Origin of the sequence: Chitinophaga oryziterrae, from assembly GCF_009758125.1 — a bacterium.
Taxonomy (GTDB): Bacteria; Bacteroidota; Bacteroidia; order Chitinophagales; family Chitinophagaceae; genus Chitinophaga; species Chitinophaga oryziterrae.
Map to the genome: position 1 here is coordinate 231,362 of NZ_WRXO01000008.1, position 22,634 is coordinate 253,995.

The 22,634-nt window shown below is 44.4% G+C and carries 13 protein-coding genes; 1 reads left to right on the top strand and 12 read right to left on the bottom strand.

The window, feature by feature from the left end:
- Nucleotides 1-12: 12 nt before the first annotated feature.
- The 6 genes from GO495_RS23980 to GO495_RS24005 form a co-directional block, all read right to left on the bottom strand.
- Nucleotides 13-1,500 (bottom strand): MBOAT family O-acyltransferase, encoded by a 1,488-nt coding sequence (locus GO495_RS23980; RefSeq protein ID WP_157302484.1) that lies wholly within the window; start codon nt 1,498-1,500, stop codon nt 13-15.
- Nucleotides 1,497-2,726 (bottom strand): GDSL-type esterase/lipase family protein, encoded by a 1,230-nt coding sequence (locus GO495_RS23985; protein WP_157302485.1) that lies wholly within the window; start codon nt 2,724-2,726, stop codon nt 1,497-1,499. Before GO495_RS23985 ends, GO495_RS23980 begins: the two co-directional genes overlap by 4 nt.
- Nucleotides 2,701-4,020, bottom strand: a complete 1,320-nt coding sequence (locus tag GO495_RS23990; protein WP_157302486.1) for a GDSL-type esterase/lipase family protein — start codon at nt 4,018-4,020, stop codon at nt 2,701-2,703. Before GO495_RS23990 ends, GO495_RS23985 begins: the two co-directional genes overlap by 26 nt.
- Nucleotides 4,021-4,177: 157 nt before the next feature.
- On the bottom strand, nt 4,178-4,708 hold the full coding sequence (locus GO495_RS23995; protein ID WP_157302487.1) for a glucosaminidase domain-containing protein: 531 nt from the start codon (nt 4,706-4,708) through the stop codon (nt 4,178-4,180).
- A 208-nt stretch (nt 4,709-4,916) separates the two neighbouring features.
- Complete coding sequence (gene aspS / locus GO495_RS24000; protein ID WP_157302488.1) at nt 4,917-6,665, bottom strand: aspartate--tRNA ligase; 1,749 nt, start codon at nt 6,663-6,665, stop codon at nt 4,917-4,919.
- An 81-nt stretch (nt 6,666-6,746) separates the two neighbouring features.
- Complete coding sequence (locus GO495_RS24005) at nt 6,747-7,790, bottom strand: NAD(P)/FAD-dependent oxidoreductase (protein ID WP_157302489.1); 1,044 nt, start codon at nt 7,788-7,790, stop codon at nt 6,747-6,749.
- Nucleotides 7,791-8,341: 551 nt separating this feature from the next.
- Between GO495_RS24005 and GO495_RS24010 the strand changes: the two genes are divergently transcribed.
- Nucleotides 8,342-9,484, top strand: a complete 1,143-nt coding sequence (locus GO495_RS24010; RefSeq protein WP_205691317.1) for an alginate lyase family protein — start codon at nt 8,342-8,344, stop codon at nt 9,482-9,484.
- A 165-nt stretch (nt 9,485-9,649) separates the two neighbouring features.
- On the opposite strand, the gene GO495_RS24015 is transcribed toward GO495_RS24010, so the two are convergent.
- The 6 genes from GO495_RS24015 to GO495_RS24040 form a co-directional block, all read right to left on the bottom strand.
- The gene (locus tag GO495_RS24015; protein ID WP_157302491.1) at nt 9,650-12,094 is read right to left on the bottom strand and encodes an ABC transporter permease; all 2,445 of its coding nucleotides are present in this window, start codon (nt 12,092-12,094) and stop codon (nt 9,650-9,652) included.
- Between the two features lie 554 nt (nt 12,095-12,648).
- Nucleotides 12,649-18,717, bottom strand: a complete 6,069-nt coding sequence (locus GO495_RS24020) for an alpha-2-macroglobulin family protein (protein ID WP_157302492.1) — start codon at nt 18,715-18,717, stop codon at nt 12,649-12,651.
- A 245-nt stretch (nt 18,718-18,962) separates the two neighbouring features.
- A complete protein-coding gene (sucD, locus tag GO495_RS24025; RefSeq protein ID WP_157302493.1) occupies nt 18,963-19,844 on the bottom strand; it encodes a succinate--CoA ligase subunit alpha in 882 nt (293 codons plus the stop codon).
- A gap of 64 nt (nt 19,845-19,908) precedes the next feature.
- Complete coding sequence (locus GO495_RS24030; protein ID WP_157302494.1) at nt 19,909-20,712, bottom strand: ABC transporter ATP-binding protein; 804 nt, start codon at nt 20,710-20,712, stop codon at nt 19,909-19,911.
- 1 nt (nt 20,713) lies between these two features.
- Entirely contained in the window at nt 20,714-21,457 is a 744-nt protein-coding gene (locus GO495_RS24035) for an MlaE family ABC transporter permease (RefSeq protein ID WP_157302495.1), read from the bottom strand.
- 31 nt (nt 21,458-21,488) lie between these two features.
- A complete protein-coding gene (locus tag GO495_RS24040; RefSeq protein ID WP_157302496.1) occupies nt 21,489-22,520 on the bottom strand; it encodes a hypothetical protein in 1,032 nt (343 codons plus the stop codon).
- Nucleotides 22,521-22,634 lie beyond the last annotated feature (114 nt).

Consider the following 22,634-nt stretch of genomic DNA (forward strand, 5'->3'; position numbering starts at 1 on the left):
AAAATGGCTTATTTAAAACTGCAGATAAATCGGTAACATGGTATCAGATGATTTGACCTGTACCAGGATGTAAATAAAGAAGGCCATCACTGCTATGCTGCCCCATACAGGGAAACGGGCCATCGTCCTTTCGGCAAAGTTCTCACTGCGCTTAGGCAGGAAATGCAGGATAAATGCACCCAGCATCACCCAGAATACCATGGTATAGCCATTATACAGCTCCAGCCATACTTCCGGTTGGAAATCATGCACTATCTGGTTGATCAATGCCCAGGAATCATGGAATGTAGATGCTTTGAAGAATATCCAGCAGAAACATACGAAGTGGAAAGTGAGGAATATACCACCTATTTTCAGCACGGTCCCCTTCCATCCGGCAGGTGCTCCTCCCCGTTTCTTCTGGGCATCGATTCTCACTTTATCTACTGCCAGCGCGGTACCATGCAATCCTCCCCAGAAAATAAAATTCCAACTGGCCCCATGCCAGAACCCGCCTATCAGCATGGTTAACCACAGGTTGATGTATTGACGGACTTTCCCTTTACGGTTACCTCCCAAAGGAATGTACAGGTAATCCCTTAACCAGGAAGACAAGGAAATATGCCAGCGACGCCAGAACTCTGTGATTGAAGCACTCTGGTAAGGAGATTCGAAGTTAGGCGGGATCTTAAAGCCTGTCCAGCGGGCAATACCCAATGCCATATCAGAATAACCGGAGAAGTCGCAATAGATCACCAAAGCATACCCGTACACCCCTAAGAGACATTCCAGTCCGGTGTGTTTGGAAGGATCGTCAAATATATATTGTACAAAGTTCTGGTAGATAAAATCGGAGATGATCACCTTTTTGAATAATCCACTGATGATCAGGTACATTCCTTTCCCTATATCTTCTGAATCCAGTTCGTAAGGCTGGGAAATCTGCGGGATGAAATCAGCGGCCCTTACAATAGGTCCCATCATTAGTTTAGGGAAGAATGACAGGAAGAAGAGGTAATCCATGAAATTATCCACCGGTTTGATCTCTCTCTTGTAAACATCAATGGTATAACTGAGGTTCTCGAATGTATAGAAAGAGATCCCGATAGGTAATATAATATCTCTTATCAGGTTAAAGTGCCATACATTCAGATCATTCCCTACTCCGATAAAGAAGTTCATGTATTTAAAGTAGAACAACAATCCCAGGTTAAGGATGATACTGAACGTCATCAATCCTTTCCTGAATCCCGGTTTTTCTGAGTTATAGATCCACCTGGAAAGGTTGAAATCCACGATAGCAGACAATAGTATCAATCCTACATAAGGGCCGCAGGCCTTGTAGAAAAAGTACAGGGAGAAGATGGTATAGATAGCGACTCTATATCTTTTGCTCCTGGCGGCTGCCAGGTAGCAAAGCAGGAACACTGCAAAGAAGTAGAAGAAAAATGCGCTGTTAAATAGTATAGGGTCTTTTTTACTATACAGTAATGTCTCTAACAGTTTGTTCAGGTCAATCATTCCACTGTTTTTAAATATTTCTCGTATCCGGCGTGTAATGCCTCATATAAAAGTCGGCCCTGCAACTGATAACCACGTGCATTAAAGTGGATATGATCTACAGCCCAGGCGCCTGAAAAGCTACCCGCCATCGACCTTGTTAATGCGTTAAAATTCCAGCATGCCAGTCCGTTTTCCCGGCAATAATTCATAATCTGCTGGGTTACTACTGTGATATAAGGATTCGGATAATAAGCTACTTTATAATATGTGCGGTACTTTTTACCAGCTTTTCTTCTAAAAGCCTTTTTACTTGTTCTTTTGGATTCTGCCGGCGTAGTAAGTACAATAGAAACATCCGGGCGTGTACGTTTTATCAACTGTACGGTGCTATCAATCTGGGCACGAAAGGAAGAAGCACTGAGGCTGCTATACGCTTCGTTTGTTCCCAGGGAAATAATTACCAGTTGCGGTTGCAGCACGTCCATCTGGGCAGTAAGAATACTGCTCTGTTCATTGTAATGCTGGTACATGGCCCCATTGATACCAATAGCGCTATACAACACTCCATTATGACCATTACGCAGTAAAGCGCCATAAAAACGGAAAGGGCCATTCCCCTTTTCATCCCATCTTGCCTGGAAGGACTGCACCAATTCCGGAAAGGTTAAAGTAGCCTTCTTCACCGTTTCACCAGCGCCCCGGAAAGGTACTCCTGTAACCTGCACATCAGCGCCTGGTGCACTGATACTACTATCATCCACCCCGGCATCATAGAATAATTCTGCTACACGGATCGTGTTATCTATCCCATCCTGTTTGCCGCTGTAGGCGAGAGCAGGGGCCCCGCTCTGAGAAGTGAGAACAATAGCGCCCGGCCCCAGGGGATCGTCTTTATAACGGTCTACTACGCGGGCCGACTGCCATCTGCCGGTACTGTTCCAGCGGTAATCTTCCGGACCATTGGTACCTGCCAGGTTAAAAGGGAATACCCATCCACGACCCGCACTGCCAAAAGCCTGTTGCAGGTAATTAGCCGTTGTTAAAGGAAAAAAGCCTGCCTGAATATGAGAATCGCCAAGATGCAATATGGATATCACATGACTGTTTGCTTTATGTAAAGCTGCATAAAAACGGTCCAGTGCGGTATCCTGTGCAATCGTATTAGTTTGTGCTGTTACCGCGGTGCCGGCAATAGCCAGCATCACGGTCAAAAAAGATTTACTGATGTTCCATCTTATATTCATCCATCATTGCTTTATACAGCAGCGCCCCTACTTTGGCCGCTCCCTGTCTGTTAAAGTGTGTGTAATCTTTATTCGCAAGGGCAGGGTCCCCTTCTACCCACTGTACCATAGAACCTTCTCCACCCATGGCGGCATACAGGTTCCAGTAAGCGGCACCATGTTCTTTAGCCAGTTCGTGCTGCGTTTTTACCAGGGCAGGTACACCCGGAGCAGTCATCCAGTTCCCCCCTTTCCTGTACGATTTATCAGCGGTGGTAATCACCAGGAAAGAAGTATTCGGAAGGTCATTACGCAATGAATCCATTACTCTTTTCATGGGACGGCCGTACCAGGAATAGTCTGTCAGTTCCGGCTTCCAGAGCATGTTCGCACCATAATGCAGTACTACCAGATCGTACGGATGTTCAGTCTGCATCTGTTCCACTATCTGTTTAGACAATTTACCCAATTCTATGCCACTAATACCCCTGAAGGAATAATTATCTACATATACACCATTATCAGCTTCAAAACAAACCCCATAAAAAGGCATACTGCTTCCGCCAGCCCATTTAATATTAACGTTCGGATGAGCAGAATCCTGTTTCCAGGACAATGTATTGACAGGCGCCCGGCCACTTAAGGCATATTGCTTATCGTTTACAGAGATATTACCACCGGAAGCAGGGCCATATAACAGGCTCACTTCCTCAAATTTGTCGAGGTTGTGTTTATGTACAGGTGCATACCTGGTCCAGCTACTTTCACCCGGTACAAACGTATGCCCGGACATTCCCAGAGGAATACTGGCAGGGGGTAATTCTTTATAGCTATAGTCTTTCCAGTCTTTAGAGAAGGTATGATTGATGGTAGTCCTGAAGCCTGCTACTACTGAAGTAATAGGCACAAAACCTACCCCTGAACCACCAAACAGGATCTGCAGGCTGTCGCGCAGGTCTTCTGTGATCAGGTCTCCTTCTATCATAGAATCCCCGAAGTAGGCGATACGTACTTTTTTCCTCTTACCGGTTTTCAATTCATTCAGTGCCGACAGGAAATGTTCCAGCCCGCTTACAGCAGTATCATGTACTGCGTAGTTGAGGATCCCTGTATAAGAGGCAAAGTCGTGATCGTGGTCGGGGTCCGGAATACCAGCCAATGCGACGGTATCCGCCGGACTTATTGCGGCTGAAGTATCTGTTGGTATTTCAACAGCGATCGCAGTACTGTCTGCCGGCTCATCCTTACGGACATCTGCCAGCATATCTAAAGGGCGGGAAGTATAATGCTGAAGGGAAAAGGTGTTTCTGACCATTGACAAAGCCACTAAACACACTAAGGAACCTGCGATTATATAGAAAGGATAGGCCGATTTGTTTTTGCCGGACATAACTCTAAGTCGGATTTGTAATTCACGTTTGTAGTCCCCATTTACATCACACGATATAAGGAAATTGCTACAAATCTATAAGTTAATTACTTGAATACGCCATTTGCTCATCTAATTTGTACAATTTATGTTTAGTGATCATGTTGGTCACTCTTCTTACCCATTCCTTTCCTGCAGAGGAATATCCTCCGTGGTTCATATGGGTAAGCCATAATTTATACTCCGGTTTCCCTTTTACTTTGGAGAACCATTTTTTGCGGGAGAGCATATTTACAAAGTATTTGTAAGAGTCGGCGTCAGATGCAAATTCCTTGTATTTTGAGCGATAGGTAGCCCCTTTGATTTTATGTAGTTTGTTCTTCCCTACTATTCCGAAGTGATTATGCAGCAGCTTGGCATTTTTGCTGGTCCCTGAACCAGATTCCAGCATGGCCACGCCCAGTATTACACTGGCGGGGATCCCGGTCTCATTCATCAGTTTTACAGCAGTTTCTTTGTGATTGTCCACGTAGCGGGTTACTGAACGCTGCGCGAACGCTGTATTGCCAGCAAATAAAATGATACATAACACCGCACAAAACCATCCTCTGCAAAAAAAGCGGTTTAATGACATGGCATTGTTATTTTTTGTTCCGGCAATATAGTTTAAATATTTATACAATATGATGATTAACTTGTAATTAATTATTAATCTGTTAGTTATAAGAAACCAACAGTTAACGTTCCTTATTGTTTGCACTGATCCCCCTTAATACTGTAATTTCCAGCATCAAGGGGGACCCGGTTACAAAGCAACACCCTTTGGCAAATTTTATGCCATCCTACTTCACTAATGATATTTTGAGCTCGTTCAATTGTGACTGGTCAATGTCGCTAGGCGCGTCCAGCATTACATCGCGGCCGGAATTGTTCTTCGGGAAAGCGATGAAATCCCTGATGCTTTCGCTGCCACCCAATAGCGAACACAGGCGGTCGAACCCGAAAGCGATACCACCATGCGGGGGTGCACCATATTCAAAAGCACCGAGCAGGAAGCCGAATTTATGACGGGCTTCATCCGGGCTCATGCCTAATGCGGCAAACATTCTTTCCTGGAGTTCACGCTGGAAGATCCTGATAGATCCGCCACCAATTTCGGTACCATTGAGTACTATATCGTAGGCGTTTGCCTTAATGTCTGCGTATTTAGAAGTGTCCTCCATCCAACTGATATGTTCAGGCTTTGGAGAGGTAAACGGATGGTGCCGTGCTACCCAGCGGTTTTCTTCTTCCGCGTATTCGAACAGCGGGAAGTCTATTACCCATAACGGCTTAAACTCGTCTTTATTACGCAGGCCCATGCGTTCGCCCATTTCCAGGCGCAGTTCGCTCATGGCCTTACGGGTGCGTTCTTCCTTACCAGCCAGTACCAGTATCAGATCGCCGGGCTGAGCCTGGCATTTATCTGCCCAGATTTTCAGTTTGGTTTCGTCGAAGAATTTATCCACAGAGCTTTTAACGGAACCGTCAGCGCCTACGCGGGCGTAGATCAGGCCGCTCATACCTATTTGCGGACGTTTTACCCATTCGGTGAGTTCGTCCAACTGTTTGCGGGTGTATTCCGCGCAACCTTTGGCGCAGATAGCTACTACCAGTTCAGCTTCATCGAATACTTTAAAGCCGTTGTGTTTGGCAACGTCGTTAAAATTCACCAGTTTCATTTCGAAACGGATATCCGGTTTATCGTTACCATAGAATTCCATGGCATCGTCGAAGGTCATGCGGGGGAATGGTTCATTGAACGTAATCCCTTTTATTTCCTGGAAGATATATTTCAGCATCTCTTCAAAGTTGTTCAGGATATCTTCCTGTTCTACGAAGCTCATTTCACAGTCGATCTGGGTGAATTCCGGCTGACGGTCGGCACGAAGGTCTTCGTCGCGGAAACATTTCACGATCTGATAGTAGCGGTCGTATCCGCTGACCATCAGCAGTTGTTTGAAAGTCTGTGGCGACTGTGGCAGAGCATAGAACTCGTTAGGGTTCATACGGCTTGGTACTACGAAGTCGCGGGCGCCTTCCGGTGTGGATTTGATCAGAAAAGGCGTTTCGATATCCATGAAGCCTTTGCTGTCCAGGAAGTTACGGGCAGCCCTGTTGAGGCGGTAGCGCAGTTCCAGGTTTTGCTTCACGATATTACGACGCAGATCGAGGTAGCGGAATTTCATACGTAATTCATCGCCGCCGTCAGTATCGTCCTGTATGGTGAAAGGAGGCGTTTTAGCAGCATTCAGGATAGAAAAGCTGCTGACAGTGATTTCCACTTCACCGGTAGGGATGTTCTTGTTTTTGCTGGAACGCTCTGTAACGGTACCAGTTACCTGTATAACAAATTCGCGCCCAAGTGGCTGGTTATCAAGCTGCTGATTCAAAGATTCACCAAACAGCAACTGCGTGATACCGTAGCGGTCGCGCAGATCCACGAAAGTGATGCTTCCAAATTTCCGGACTGTTTGTACCCAGCCGGACAATGATACCTGTTTACCGTTGTGTTCCAGTCGTAGCTCGCCACAAGTGTGCGTTCTGTACATATAATTATATTATAAAGTTCAAATTTGGTCCGGAAACTTCGTTACCGGGGTCGGCAAAGATAACGTATGATCATTGCATTTCTATCCTTTACGCCTGTTAAAAAAGCGTTTAATATCTATTTCCTGCCATAGTGGCTTATCTTCAAGCAGATGTGTCACAAACTGAGCCGCCATAGCGGGTGCCAGAGATGTACCTTTTGTGCCCAGGCCATTGAAGATCCCCAGCACCGGGTGTTCCGGATGTACGCCCATCATAGGGCGGCGGTCTGTTCCGGATGGGCGAACGCCTGCGTATTGATCAAGTACCTCGTAAGGGACTTTCAGCAGTTGTTGCAGTCCAGCTTCCAGGTATTCTCTTTTTTCTGCGGTAGGCAGTTCATCTTTATAATCCCAGGCAAAGGTGGCTCCTACCCAGTAGATGTCCTTTTCCTGCGGTACGAGGGTAATGCTTCTCTTCACAATATCTTCGGTATAGAAACCGGGGATACGCACTTTCAGTACCTCTCCTTTATTCAGCAGGAAAGGGATATTATTGAACCAGGGGTTTGATGCAGTGGCCGAGCCTTCACAGAAGATGATACGGTTTGCGGTGATATCCTTGTATTTTATCTTCTCACCTATCTCTAATGCATTTACGTTAAAGCGTTCTTCTCTTAAAACATGATGCTGTTTCAGGTAATTTCTCCAGGCAGGCAACAGGTTATGCAGTAACACCGTAGCTCCTTTAATAACTGCTGCACCAAAAGGCTGATGCAAAAAAGCATCATAAGGATCATTATCCGGAACATGCATGTATGTTAGTCCGGACGTTCTCTCCATGAATGCATCCTTTAGCTGTTCAGATGGCAGCACATTCCAGATATCACGTTCCCTGAATACCGGTACGTTTAACAATTGTTCCAATCGCTGATAAGTCTTTACCGCCACCGGATATATATCATCATATAACCAGGAAACAGTAAACCGCCTGCCTGATACAGGATTAATAACCCCTGCCGCAATACGGGACGCACTATTGGGCTTGTACTCATCCATGACCATCACAGAACATCCTGCTTCCATCAAAGCATGACTAAGTACTGTGCCTGCAATCCCCTGCCCTATAATAAGAAAATCAACATTCATTGGGACGCAAATTACAATAAACAGCATGCTTCAGACAAGCTAAAATTTCAATTGCCAGGAATATTTATAAATAATAAAACAGTACAAATGATTACCGGTCCGGGAGTGCATCAAATATTATGAAAGCGTAGATTGGCAGATGTTGTTGATCATAAATACACTGCATCTGACTGTTTAGTTCTCTGATGTAGCTTTGGAATATGGGCTCAGGACTTGTTTTTCAATTTAACTTCACCTGATATTCACGTCAGATAAGGTGTATTTATCGATCAACAACATCTGGCGCGAAGATTATGTAATAAAAATGAGGCACTCCCAATTACCACTTATTTTAATAAATAAATATTTATACTTATCTTGATATCGATTCGTGAACAATGAGCTGCCATTTCTTTGTATTGAAAAAATCCGGTTTGGATACCATAACAGTGTAACAATAAATAAACCTACTAACACCTTAATCCATGAGAGCCAATTACCTGAGTGCACTTCTCTGTGCCTTTTCGTTATACGTTTTATTTGCTGCAGCATGCAAAAAAAGCAGAGAAACATTGACACCTTCCCTAGCTATCAATGATCATGACACCGCTTTCGTACATCCTGGGCTGTTACATACAGCGGCAGCTTTTGAACGCATGCAGGCAAAGGTGGCCGCCGGCACGGAACCATGGTTGTCCGGCTGGAATAAACTTACTTCCAATGCGCATTCTTCTACAAACTGGACTGCCAGTCCGCAAGCCATTGTTTACCGTGGAGCTGATGGTGTGCATGCCGAAAACTACAGTCTGTTATTTAATGATATCGCAGCCGCTTATGCATCCGCACTGAGGTGGAAAGTATCTGGTGACGAAGCATATGCAAGGAAATCTATCAGCATCATGAATGCATGGTCGGCCCAACTGACGAAACTGGCAGGGAATAATGATTCTGTGCTGGCTGCAGGTTTGTATGGCTATGAATTTGCCAATGCAGGAGAGATCATGAGAACATATAAAGGATGGTCTGCTTCTGATCTCGCACGTTTTCAGCGAATGATGCTGAATGTATTCTATAAAGTGAATCATACTTTCATAACGAGGTGGGAAAGATGCATGGGGCATTATTATGCCAACTGGGACCTGTGTAACATGTGTTCCCTGCTGGCAATCGGTGTACTTTGTGATGACCGGGACATTTATAATGAAGCCATCACCTATTTTAAATACGGAGCAGGAAACGGTAATATCAAAAATGCGGTCTATTATATTCATGATGGCGGACTGGGGCAATGGCAGGAAAGCGGTCGTGATCAAGGGCACACAATGTTAGGCATGGCCTTGATGGGTGCTTTTTGCGAAATGGCGTGGAGCCAGGGAGACGATATGTATGGATACGACGACAACCGTTTTCTGAAAGGAGCCGAATACGTAGCAAAATATAACATGGGACAGGATGTCCCCTACGTTGCATATACTAATTGCTTAGGAGTAGATCAGGAGATCATCAGTGATGCTTCCCGTGGTAACACCCGGCCGGTATGGGAACTGATCTATAATCACTATGTAAAATTGAAAGGATTGTCTGCGCCGTACACCACACAGTATGCAGAAAAAGTAAGACCTGAAGGAGGTGGTGGAGACTATGGTTCAGGCAGTGGAGGATATGATCAGTTGGGATATGGTACGTTGACGTGTACGCTGAATAATCCTCAGTAATAAAAACGATGCTCCTGACAGAACGAAATTCGCTATGTCAGGAGCATCAACTATAATTTTTAATGATGATAAAGTACTTCTTTGGGAATAGGATTAGTCTCCTTGCCTCCTGGCACGAGATAAATAATCAAAGGAATAACTGCACCTGTGTATTGTTTTTCATATTTATTCTGTTTTCAGACTTTTAACAGGATTTGCCAATGCAGCACTTACGGCTTTATATCCCACTGTAATCCAGGCGATGATTACGGATAACACAACAGACATCACAAATATCCCCCAGCCCATATTTGTATGATAGTAAAAACCAGCGAGCCACTCCTGCATGAAATAATATCCCAGGGGTGCTGCTACCAGGAATGCAATCCCGATTAAGATCGTAAATTCTCTGGAAAACATGTATACGATACTTTGTATAGAGGCGCCTAAGACTTTGCGGATACCTACCTCTTTTGTTTTCTGTACTGCCATGAATGAGATCAGTCCATATAAACCAAGGCAGGAGATAAAGATGGCCAGAAATGCAAATACCTCGAAAAGTTTTGCAGTGATCCCTTCTATCTCATAATATTCCCCAATCCTTTCATCCAGGAATGTGCAGTCGAACAGATAGGTAGGAAATACTGAAGTAAATACCTTTTGTACCTGTGGCAGCGTAGTTTGCATTTTAACAGGGTCCAGCCTCAACGCGACAAAACTGTAGGTCCTGAAATAGGTAGTTAATACTAATGGTTGCACAGCATAACGCAGGTTCCGGCTGTTAAAGTCCTTAAGTACTCCTACTATGGGATATTTTATACCATCATCAAAAGAAATTGTTTTATCCAGGATCTCATTGACTGATTTTAATCCAAGCTTTTTTACCATTGTTTCATTCACTAATAATTCCCGGATAGTGTCACTGGCATATGGCATTCTGCCTGCGACCAAACCTAACTGAAAAGTTCTTATATAACCGGTATCAGCAAATTGCTGCATCGTTACAAAAGGCTGCTTCTCCGGATTGTTATCGAAAAAGAAAGTACTGGAAGATTCCCAACCGGCAGAAGGAGCATCCATACATAAACTGGCTGCGGATACACCGGGTATCTGTGATAACTGCTGTTTCATGTTTTCATAATGCTGTTTATAACTGTCCTCACTGGGCAGACTTATCAGGATAACAGCTTCTTTTGCAAAGCCCATGGGCTGGTTACGGAAATACGCCATCTGCTTTACCACCACCAGGGTACCTATTACCAGCAACTGGGCAATCACGAACTGCATCACCACCAATCCCCTTCGTAATGAGATCCCCCCTATTGTACGGGTCGTAATCTTGCTTTTAATGGCCGCTACGGGGTTAAAACCAGATAAGACCATAGCAGGATAGGAACCGGCTAATAAAGTGATTAAAACGCCTGTAAAGAGCAAATACAAGATAGTGACAGGAGAATATAATAATTGCGGGGAAATCTCCTTCTGCATTAATGTGCTGAGGGCCGGTAATGACAGCGAAACTATCACACCCGCAAGTACCAGTGCCATCGCTGTTATCAGGGCTGTTTCATTCAGGAACTGACGAAGTAACTGGGTACGGGTGCTACCCAATACCTTACGCACCCCGATTTCTTTTGCACGGCTTACCGATTGCGCAGTGGCCAGGTTGATGAAGTTGATACAGGCTACAAGCAGCAGGAAGATGCCGATAAGTCCTAATGAGTAAAGTTCCCGGTAGGTGAGACTGGCTTTACCATAATGCGTAAAACGCTTATCCAGGTGCACTTCCTTCAGCGGCTGAAAAGCTAAATGTGTTTGTTTCGTTTTAAGCCCATGTTCTTCCGGGTAATAATGGTTTACAAAACCCGGCATTTGCTGCTGCAGTTTGTTCATGTCCTGTTTGGCAGATATCAGCACAAAGCAGGAGCTGTTAAAGTTCGGATGCGACCAGGACGATTTATCCAGCAGGTTGTTCCCATTCAGCTTAACGAAGGTCACAAAGGAACCCACCAGGCGCACAGGAACATCTGTATTGGCGGGAAGATCTTTATACACCCCTACGACCTTTAAAGGGACCCGATATGACCATAACTGCACTGTTTTGCCTATCGCATTGCTATAGTTACCGAAAAAGGTTTCTGCCAGGCTTTTATCAAGTACTACCGTGTTCAGGTCTTTTAAGCCTTCGGCATTACCTGCCAGCCAGGTGTAATCAAATATTTTAAAGAGATGCGGTTCTGAAAAAAACAGCCCGTTCTTTACATTAAAACGTTTTTCATCGGCTAAGTCTTTTCCGGGTACATATACCTGGGCCGGTCCTATATCCCAGATGCCTGCTGCCTGCTCAATACCGGGAAAATCCTGTCTTAATGTGCCTGATAAAGGCATGGGTGCAGCGGCATGCGTGGATTCCACTTCCCCGTTGCTGGCATTAGTTACTGTGGTCACGACACGGTAGATCCTGTTGACATTCTTATGATACCTGTCATAACTCATTTCATTCCTGATCACGAGGAAGATCAGCAGGCTGGCGGCAATACCTACTGCCAGTCCGGCAATATTCAGGAAGGAAAACGCCCGTTTTCTCCAAAGGGAGCGGTAAGCAATCTTAAAATGGTTGTAGTTAAACATGGTTGTAGCAATAGATGAGCGTGATGACAAAAAGAATACCACGCATTAAATGATTGATTATCATAAATATAAGAAGTAGACAGCCGTGTTTTTTCGTTCGATTTTGAAGAGGAAGTGTACGTTTTTGAACAGGTTGTAGGGCCTTTGAACAGGAAACGTCTTAAATACAACGCAGAAAGGGCATAAACTCTCTTATAAATTCTTTATAACCGTTAACAAACTACTATATAACAGGTATATAAGCCCTATCTATATAAGTATAGCTTATATAGCTGTTATATACAGGTTATATAGGGCTTATATACGGGTTATATACCTGAATGCACAGAGTATCAGTAGGTTATCAGTAGCAATTAATATTTCGATGCTTTTTTACTACTGATTAACAACAAATTAAAATATAAGGAAAATTATTATAACTGGAAATTGTATCACTAATGACGAAGGAATGTTGGAAGAATAAGCCATTAGAGAGCGTTAAAAGAGTATGGTTCAGCACATAAAAAAGGGGATCAGAACGTATTCTGATCCCCTTTGAGAAAAAAGTATGTTTATTACTCTACTACTTTCACTCTTATACCATCACTGTGCGCGCTGAATTCAGGCGCATACATACATTGTGCGGTACTGATACCATTGCTGAAGTTACCCTGGTGGGTGACGAACAAGGTATATTCAAATACATAGGTTCCTTTTGGCAAACGGCTGAAGAAGAAGTTGGTAGAAGCATCTTTTGTGCTTTCATAGTAACTCACTCCATTCTGCCAGTTACTACCGCTGATCACGTTCTCTGGTTCAAAGCAGGCAGCACGCATGTCTTTCAGGTGTACATATTCCATGTCCCTGTCTACTTTCATGGTCACCTGCACTTTCACCTTATCCCCTACTTTCAGTTCATTACCTTCCTGGATAGCAGTCAGTAAAGGACCATTGGCCGTATTCTTCTGAATGAACAAGCGTTTTTGCAGGGTGAGCGGAGTAGCAGCAGATGTTATCTTATCCAACTGCTCGAAATACTGCCAGTAGACAGCACCCCAGGCTGGCTGTCCGTGACTGCCTTCCAGTTTCACTTCTATCTTGCCCATATCAGGATTTACTTCGTGTCCTTCGAAACGTTTTTTGAAGTACCCGGTGCCTGCTTCTGTTTTCTCATTGGCAGAGCTGATAGTGGTGCTGCCAATATGAATGTCTACCTGCGGAGTGGCAGACAACCAGTTACTGCCACCGAGTAACATCGCATAACAAGCGTCGGCGGTTGCCTTGGTAGTATGCCAGTTATTGGTCTGTTTGTTTTTGAGCAACCACGTTTTCATATCACTGACAGCAACTGTATCATGGGTAACGTCTTCAAATGCTTCTATGAGGATAGCCTGTGTTTCTATAGGCGCTTCGTACCACCAGTAACCAGCGCGTACATCCTTCCAGTACATACCCATTTCATCATTTACAATCGCATTTTCTTTCAGCGAGCGGATGATTACTTTTGCAGTTGTTGCCTCACCGCTTCTCTGCAAAGCCAAAGCCAGCATTGCCTGGGTATATTTACCCTGTTTCAGCCAGTATTGCTTTGCCTGTGAGAGATAGTATTTGTAAGACTCTGCGTATTGTTTAGCAACAGGTTTTTCCGGGAACAGGCTGCGTACATATAAATAGTGCGCTTCCAGGTAACCGAGGTGCTGTTGTTTGAGGTCTGCTTTGTGCTGTTTCAGGTATTGATAGCGTTCTTCTATTTGTTTCTCTACATATGCCATTCCCTTGTCTACGATTCTTTGTGTGGCTTCTTTATCCATTACGCCGATATGCTGTAAACGACCGATACCGGCGAGTATATATTGTGTGATGTACTGATCTTCCCACATACCGGTGAACCAGGGGAACGCTCCGGAAGGCAATTGTTTCTGCTCTAACTGACTGATTGCTTTGCCCTGTTCTCCACTCATACGTTGCAGATCGAATAACAACCCGATACGCTGTTTCTGTTCTGCTTCATTCTTTGCTTCCATTACCCATGGGGTTTCCTGTAACAGTACTGATTTCAGCTCTTCATTCTTTTGCAGGTTGCTTTGCAGTGCAGCCGTATCCGTTGTCTTCCACTTCTCAAACATATCCTTTATACCAGGTAATGTATTAGCGATATGTGATGCCAGCGCATTTGCATAGAAGCGGTTGAACACCTGCTCAGAACATTCATACGGATATTCCATTAAATAAGGCAATGCCTGTACCGCATACCAGGCAGGGTTACCGGAGAATTCAACGGTTAATGCATGTTGCTGTAATGTTTCTGAAGTATCACTACTTAACAGTTTAGGCATTGTAAAGGAACGGCTACCATCTCCACGCATTGCCAATGGTAATGTTTCAGTTACCAGCATCCTGTTGGTAAGAACAGGCAATGCATTCTCTTCACCATCACTGAACTTTCCTGCCTGTGCTACTATGCGGTATAAAAGTGAACTCCCGAAGTTGAAAGGAATCTGTACAGGGAAATTCACGGCGGTGCTTTGTCCTTTCTCTACAGTGAAATGCTGTACCGGGAAGACATTCTGGAACCAGCCATCTACAGGTTTCATTGTAACGGCATCCAGCAATTCGAGGCGGGCCTCTCCTGTTAAGGAGCTGTCTGCGAGGTTGCTGATTTTGGCAGAGAACGCTATCTTATCCCCTTCGCGCATAAAGCGTGGTGCATTGGGTTGCACCATCAGTGGTTTTTGTGTAATGATGCTGGCGCTTACCTGACCGAAAGAAGCGGTTTTAGTATGTGCCAGTCCTATGAAGTTCCACTTTGTTAATGCTTCAGGTACAGTAAATTCGAAACTGATATTACCGTCTTTATCTGTATGTAAGTCTGGTAAGAAGAATGCCAGTTCGTTGAGGTTTGTACGTGGTTGTACCTTCTCTGCTGGTTGTGCATTTGCCGGAGCGGCTGGTTTTTGCCCCCCTGCAACAGCGCTTTCAAGCAGAGCAGCCGGAGCTGCTTTCGCCATATCCATTGCAACCTGCCCCTGTAAATTTGAAGGAGCAGGTGCCATCGCCCTCATACTTGGCTCTGCGGCAATACCACTTTCTTTTTTCAGCATGCCTATTCCTCTGATGCGAATATTTCCACCACCTGGTCTTGCATAATCCATGAACCAGTTTAAGGCATCGTATGAGAACCCTTTCTCGTTAGGAATATCCGGAGATGTAATTTTCTGCCAGTTAGTAGAAGCAATTTCCCTGAAGTTTACAGCACCACTCCATTGGTTATAGGTATATAAAGAAGGATACAGCGTTGGTGTTTCCCAGTAATGTCTGCGGAAAGCATCCAGTGATGCATCGTACATCGTAGCTACCATTTCAGCAGCAACCTGTGTACCTTTATATCCTTTAATATTTACCTGCCATTTTTCCTTTTCGCCAGGTAATAGTTTATTACGGTGTGTAGCTAATGTGATATTCAGTTGCTTGTTTGTCCAGGGAATCCGTACAGTTTTACTGGAGGTAAACACGCGGTTATCCTTTACAAATACATACTGAAATCCTACATTTCCCCTGTCTTCTTCAGTGGCCGTATAAGCCCTGTTTTCTATTTTTCCATCTACAGTAAAAGTGCTGAATACTTCTTTCTTATCTACTTTCTCAAAGATCTGTAATACCTGTACATCCTTTGCTGCTGTACCAAACAACATCTGTTCAGTTTCTCCCGGCTCTATTTCCATTTTATCTTCATACTGCCATAAGTAAGTTGGATAAGATACTGTTTTCGCCGTTGGATCTATCAGTTCAAATGTTGCTTTCTGTATTACAGGTACTCCATATTTATCAACTGCACTTACTTCCAGTTCATACCAACCTGCGGGCAGTTTTTTTGCATCCAGCGCAATGGTACTGTCTGCCTCTGTCTCTACCTGTTTGGTAACAGTAACTGCGCCACGTACCCAGTTCTCGGTCTTATCTTCATCTTTATAAATGTCTACCGGGAAGTCTTTGATGTAATCTGCCTGCGGAATTACAAACTGGTCTGGCATATTCCAGTAACGTGTGCGTAATAAGCGGCCAGGATGCTGTAATGGTTTTACCGCCAGGGTTATTTTAGCAGGTTCAAAGTGACCGTTTAAGTTTTGTGTGGTAACAGACAGCGATTTCAGATCTTTCTGCAGGAGAGGACTCGGAATTTTCACTGAAATTTCGAGCGACTGATACCCTACACTTACGCTTTGATTACCGCTATGTGTTTCACCGTTGATATCTGTAATATCTGCCTGTACAGTATAAGTAAAGACAGGCTTCAATGCGGTATCTATACTTAATTCCGGTAAGGCAGGGAAGGTAACGTTAAATGTACCATCGGGCAGTGTCGTCGTTTCGCCCTGTGTGATCTCACGGGCAGGAACATTATAGAACGGACGTTTCCACATCAGCCACGGATAAGGGAAACGGGCCATTCTTGTAACACGGTACCTGACTTTTGCGCCATCAATATTATTGCCGGCATAAGCCAGTGCTTTACCATTCACGGTAACGGAATCCCCTACACGATAAGTGCCTTTTACCTTATCAAATTCCACATAGAATTTAGGTCTTTTGTATTCTTCCACAGAGAAAGAAATACTACCGGCATTATCTGCTTCTTCCAGGCTGAAGTTTCCATTGAGGCGACCAGCAGGCAGACGGAATTTACCGGAGTAAGTACCATACTCATTGGAAGTAACTCCCATGGAATCTACTTCATCCCCGTTTACATCATGCAGATGTATGATGGTTTTGCAGGCTGGCAATACGCGGCTTTTAATGGCCGGATTACCTTTCTTTATAACGATACCTTTGAAGTACACTGTTTGTCCGGGGCGATAGATAGCCCTGTCCGTAAACAGGAATGTTGTATGAGGCGTGGTATCTTCCTTATACCTGGTGTAGTTATAAATGTATTTATAATCATCCGTGAACAGCTCGTCTTTTCCATTAATCCATTGGAGTCTTACGTTCGTATTACTCTTCAGTTTCTTCATCTGCAGTGATCCGTCTTTCCCCGAAAGGTTGGTTGAAATGAGTTTCAAATCGTCTTCACCGGAATTAGGGTTTCTTACATTCTGCCATATATTCAATTTAACATCGGGCATTGGTTTGCCAGTCTGTCTGTGTAAAACGTAATAGAGGTCTGGTCCACCGTCATTGTCATCCCGGCTGATATAACTGATCTCTGATACATGAATGAACTGTGCCGCCAACAGGTTTTCCTTGATGGAGAACTGAGGGTTTGTACTGGCCAGGATCATGTACTGGCCTATCGGTAATGCATTTATTTTAATCTCAGTAGTATGCTTACGGTAATCTTCCGATCCTGTTAAAGGTTGTTCCCATGCTTTTGTCACGGGCCTTTCTGTTACCAGTCGCCAGTAAGCTTCATTATCAATATAAGCGGTCTGGGATGCTTTGCGTAACGACTGAAGGAAATCCTCGTCGATACGGGCAATGCGCAGATAGATCTTATTCAGATTACTATAAGTGACCAGCGTACGGAAAGGTAAGTCCGGTACATTCACCAGTTCAGTTTCCAGCCTTAACTCTTTGCTTTTGATCTGTTCCAGTAAATGGGCCGCCTGTATACCTCCGCGGGATGATGGCGCCTGTTTAATGGCTTTATCACACAGCGTTTTTGCTGTTATATAAGCATCTTTATCAGGTAAACCGTAGTAATATTGTGCCAGCAGGCAGGTAGCCTGTGTACTTTCAGCTTCGCCTGCATATGCCACTTCCATTTCTTTCAGGAGTTTCACATACAGCGCTGTTTTATCAGGCATCACACTTACCTGGTTCATATACGCCACTCTTTCAAGGTCTACGTCCAGGAGCGCAGCTTTGCCGTCCTTCTCATGAAAACGCAGCAGTTCCTGTAATATTAACAGGGCTTTGTATTGTAAGGAGACATTATCCGTAGTAATGAAATGATGCACTGCGAATGTCTGTGCCGGCGCAAAAGCTGCGGGGTCTGTCAGTTCGAACTGGTTAGCCGGGCGGGTGGCATTTGCCTCTCCTGTTTTGAAATAGTCCAGGGCACGGTGTGCAAGCAGGTCATATAGTGTAGGGCGTAATTCCCTGGAGTTCTCTCCTTTGTTTATGATTGGATCGTAGGTAGCAATATTCACCTTTTGCAGATCAGCGCTTTTTTCTAAAGAAGCCAGATAGGCCGCAGAGATTTCTTTGTTCAGGCGGTCGGGGCTCCAGGCGGTGATGTCTGTAGTGGTATCATTTTCCACGGCAGTGCGACGGTACAGCATATACCTGTTCTGCTGCAGGTAGTTCCAGATCAGTTCTCCTTTTATGCTCAGTAAAATAGCTTTTATGGGGCCATCGAACTGTGCGATATGGGTATCCACTTCATGAAGATCTTTCATGGGAGAATACTCTTCGGTGATATTGATGTATTTAATACGGTAGATCAGTGCTTTCAGCAGTTGCACATCCTGTTTTTGTTTCAGGGCCTGTGTATAGATGCTGTTCACTTCTTCCAATGCCGACTTTGGCAATCCTTTTTTGTCAAAAGCTTCTACTTTTTCCCAGTGGGCGTCATAGTTGAATTGAGCCATAGCGGTAGTACTGATAACTGTTAGAAAAATGAATAATGAGAAAATGAGGCGCATACGGACAGCATTTAAGGTTTGTATTGTTCAGAGGATGCAGAATTTCAGGGTATTCCACAATGACAGGGTATAAAAGTCAAGAAAATTAATCTCAGGGCAAAAAAATCCTTTCCGGTTGAAGCTGGTGAAGGATATGACTGGCAAAAAAATCCTTGTCTGTCAAGGATATAGCTGGCAAAAAAAATCCTCCCCCGTTGATGCCGGAGGAGGACTTTCTATATCATTAACTAATTGATTAGTATAGGTTATGCTTTCACAGCCTTCAGTACATCCGCCATAGTCTGGCCAATGTTCGCAGGGCTTGCTACTACGTGGATACCACATTCTGCCATGATTTTCATTTTAGCAGCAGCAGTATCGTCAGCACCACCTACGATGGCACCGGCATGACCCATACGACGGCCCGGAGGCGCTGTCTGGCCAGCGATGAAACCTACTACAGGCTTAGTACCGTTTTCCTTGATCCACAGTGCCGCTTCTGCTTCCATGCTACCTCCGATCTCACCGATCATGATGATACCAGCGGTTTCAGGGTCGTTCATCAGCAGTTCCACTGCTTCTTTGGTAGGCGTACCGATGATTGGGTCACCACCGATACCAATAGCGGTAGAAACACCCAAGCCAGCCTTAACTACCTGATCAGCAGCTTCATATGTTAAAGTACCGGATTTAGATACGATACCAATGTTACCTTTTTTGAATATAAAACCAGGCATGATACCTACTTTCGCTTCTTCTGCGGTGATTACACCAGGGCAGTTTGGTCCGATCAGGCGGGATTTGCGGCCTACCAGGAAGTTTTTAGCCCTGATCATGTCCTGTACAGGAATACCTTCTGTGATACAGATAATCAGTTCAATACCTGCTTCTGCTGCTTCCATGATAGCATCTGCTGCGAATCCTGGTGGAACGAAAATGATGGATACATTGGCTCCGGTAGCTTTTACAGCATCCTCTACCGTGTTGAATACGGGTCTGTCCAGGTGCTTGCTTCCGCCTTTTCCCGGTGTAACACCGCCTACTACCTGTGTACCATATTCAATCATCTGTGTGGCATGGAACGTACCTTCTGTACCGGTAAAGCCCTGTACAATCACTTTGCTATGCTTATTAACTAAAACACTCATCGCGCTTGGTTTATTGTTTTATAATGATATCGGCAAAATTAAAGTCCTATTCTTAAATTCCCAATCAATCTTTTTTCAGCTTATCCCTCCAGTCTTTCTGCTGGAACATTTCCATCTGCCGAATTTCCTTTGCTTCCCTTAAAAAGTCGGATGCAAATATAAAATCATTCAGTTTCTCATCCTTGCTAAAAATAATATCCTTGTTACTTCCTTCCCATTGTTTACGTCCCTGGTACATATATACAATATGATCACCGCTTTCCATTACGGTGTTCATATCATGGGTATTGATAACTGTGGTAATGTTGAATTCTTTGGTAATATCCTTGATGAGCTTATCTATAAGCAGGGAAGTCTGTGGGTCCAGACCGGAGTTTGGCTCATCGCAGAACAGGTATTTCGGGTTGAGAACGATAGCCCTGGCAATACCTACTCTTTTTTTCATCCCCCCGCTTATTTCGGCAGGGAACTTCTTGGCGGCATCTTTCAGTTGCACCCTTTCCAGGCATTCCATTACCCGCTTCTTCTTATCCCTTAATGAACCGGAACCGAACATATTGAGCGGGAACATCACGTTCTGCTCTACGGTCATACTGTCGAACAGGGCAGATCCCTGGAACAGCATACCTATTTCGCGACGAATTTCTTTACGGTTTTTTTCTTCCATCCCGGTGAAATCCTTCCCTTCGTACAGGACTTTACCGCTATCCACTTCCATCAGGCCAACCATACACTTCATCATCACGGTTTTACCACTACCGCTGGCGCCTATGATGAGGTTCACTTTCCCGGTTTCCATCAGCGCCGAGACTTCCGGCAGGATCACCTTATCACCAAAACCCTTCTTTATATTAACCAACTCGATCATACTATAATAAGATTGCTGCCAGCAAATAGTCCATGAATAATATCAATACGCAGGTAACGACTACTGCAGTAGTACTTGCCTTACCAATTTCCAGCGCTCCCCCCTGTACGTTATATCCGTAATAGGATGGAACGGTAGATATAATGAATGCAAAGACGAATGATTTGAATAAGGCAAAGAATATATTGTATGCCTTGAATTCCTGTCTTAATCCCTGGAGAAACTCTTCACGGGAAAGGATGCCGCCTAATTCACCGGCTTCCAGTCCACCCCAGATACCCAGGAAACCTGCGATAGCGATTAAACAGGGGATCATGATAAGTGAAGCAAGGATTTTGGGACCGATAAGATATCCTTTTGTATTGATACCCATGATCTCCAGGGCATCGATTTGTTCGGATACCCGCATATTACCCAGTTCTGATGCTATCTTGGAACCTACTACACCCGCCAGTACGATACAGGTGAGCGTTGGCGCAAATTCCAGGATGATAGTATCTCTCACAACCTGTGCTATTGTAGCTTTGGGGATGATCGGACTTACCAGCTGGTAAGAGATCTGCAAAGTGGTTACCCCTCCCATAAAAATGGAGATAATCAATACTATCCCCAACGAACCAATGCCTATATCAACGCACTGAAGCATAAACTCCTTCCAGTACATCTTCATGTTTTCCGGTCTGGAAAACATTCCTTTGAGCATAAGCAGGTAACTTCCGAAATGATGAAAGAATCTAAACTCCATAACTGGCCAAAGATAGTGGAAAATGTTATAATCATCTCAGGCTCCTGACGAGGAGACGCTTCAAACTGCGTTCTATGATCTCCCCCATTGTTTTACAGCGTGAAAATACGGAGTCATCGTAGTACTGGGCCAGTTCATGGCCCAACTGGGATATTTTTTCGGGGAAAGAGACATTGTCTTTCATAATTACATCCCTTAAATCTTTGATCCTGTGGCGTTGGGCTTTTATTCTCCTGGCTATCAGCGATCTTTCTTCCTGCTGGTATTGCTTTACTACTTCGGCGTTGAGGTGTTTCATGGCCAGTTCCACGAATACCCGGTTTTCTTTGAAAAACTGGGGCATGTACAGTGTGCGTTTGCCTTCGTAGAATTGCTGGTCGAAGTCGATGGCCCTTATCCTGAACTGTACATCGTCGAAGTCCGGGGTGATATCAAATACAAAGTTATAGGAGCGCATATCGCCCAGCAGGCGTACAAAACAGCGTTCATTGAACTTTACAAACTCTTTAGCTATACGTTTTGGATTGAATTCCGGGCGGTCCAGGTAATGTGCGGCAAACTGATCTCCGGGTACACCAGCGATATGTTCTTCTACCAGGGTGTTCCCATCTACCATAAAGTTCATCCAGTATGGGGATAAGATATGTTCCAGCTCCAGTCCGTAGATACGGGAGGCGTCGGCAATCTTAATATAAAAATAATCATACACCTCATTGTAGGTGTTCACGATCTTTATGCGGAAGGGATGAGAATTCCCGAATGTGCAGATATCGATGCGTTCTATGCTTAAATGTTCTTCAGCCGCCTGGTCTCCTCCGGCTTTCATGATAGAATAGATCCTTTTCAGACCGGCCTGTAAATGGCCTATCATGCTCTGTGGATAAAATACTGATTCCCAGAGGGTATCTTTTCCGTTTTTGTCATAAACAGGGATGCTGTTATCGTAGTAACGGAGTTCCTCGTATGATACCGGCAGCGGCACTTCTCTCTCATATAACTTGAGATATCCCCGGAAACTGGGATTGAGCGGGAAGAATGCTTTCTTTTTTGAGATTTGCTGCATAATTCAAATATCGGAGAAAAAATAAGCCGCGCCAAAAGCCAGTTTCTATGTGGAACACTGCTACAAACACGGAGCTTCTAACGAAGCTAATTATTGTCTATGCATAATGTCCAT

What these genes read in the sequence shown, in the direction of transcription:
- GO495_RS23995 (WP_157302487.1), bottom strand. Translation starts at nt 4,708, where the DNA reads ATGTCATTAAACCGCTTTTTTTGCAGAGGATGGTTTTGTGCGGTGTTA.
- GO495_RS24030 (WP_157302494.1), bottom strand. Translation starts at nt 20,712, where the DNA reads ATGATCGAGTTGGTTAATATAAAGAAGGGTTTTGGTGATAAGGTGATC.
- GO495_RS24020 (WP_157302492.1), bottom strand. Translation starts at nt 18,717, where the DNA reads ATGCGCCTCATTTTCTCATTATTCATTTTTCTAACAGTTATCAGTACT.
- aspS (WP_157302488.1), bottom strand. Translation starts at nt 6,665, where the DNA reads ATGTACAGAACGCACACTTGTGGCGAGCTACGACTGGAACACAACGGT.
- sucD (WP_157302493.1), bottom strand. Translation starts at nt 19,844, where the DNA reads ATGAGTGTTTTAGTTAATAAGCATAGCAAAGTGATTGTACAGGGCTTT.
- GO495_RS24005 (WP_157302489.1), bottom strand. Translation starts at nt 7,790, where the DNA reads ATGAATGTTGATTTTCTTATTATAGGGCAGGGGATTGCAGGCACAGTA.
- GO495_RS23980 (WP_157302484.1), bottom strand. Translation starts at nt 1,500, where the DNA reads ATGATTGACCTGAACAAACTGTTAGAGACATTACTGTATAGTAAAAAA.
- GO495_RS24035 (WP_157302495.1), bottom strand. Translation starts at nt 21,457, where the DNA reads ATGGAGTTTAGATTCTTTCATCATTTCGGAAGTTACCTGCTTATGCTC.
- GO495_RS23990 (WP_157302486.1), bottom strand. Translation starts at nt 4,020, where the DNA reads ATGGTCAGAAACACCTTTTCCCTTCAGCATTATACTTCCCGCCCTTTA.
- GO495_RS24015 (WP_157302491.1), bottom strand. Translation starts at nt 12,094, where the DNA reads ATGTTTAACTACAACCATTTTAAGATTGCTTACCGCTCCCTTTGGAGA.
- GO495_RS23985 (WP_157302485.1), bottom strand. Translation starts at nt 2,726, where the DNA reads ATGAATATAAGATGGAACATCAGTAAATCTTTTTTGACCGTGATGCTG.
- GO495_RS24040 (WP_157302496.1), bottom strand. Translation starts at nt 22,520, where the DNA reads ATGCAGCAAATCTCAAAAAAGAAAGCATTCTTCCCGCTCAATCCCAGT.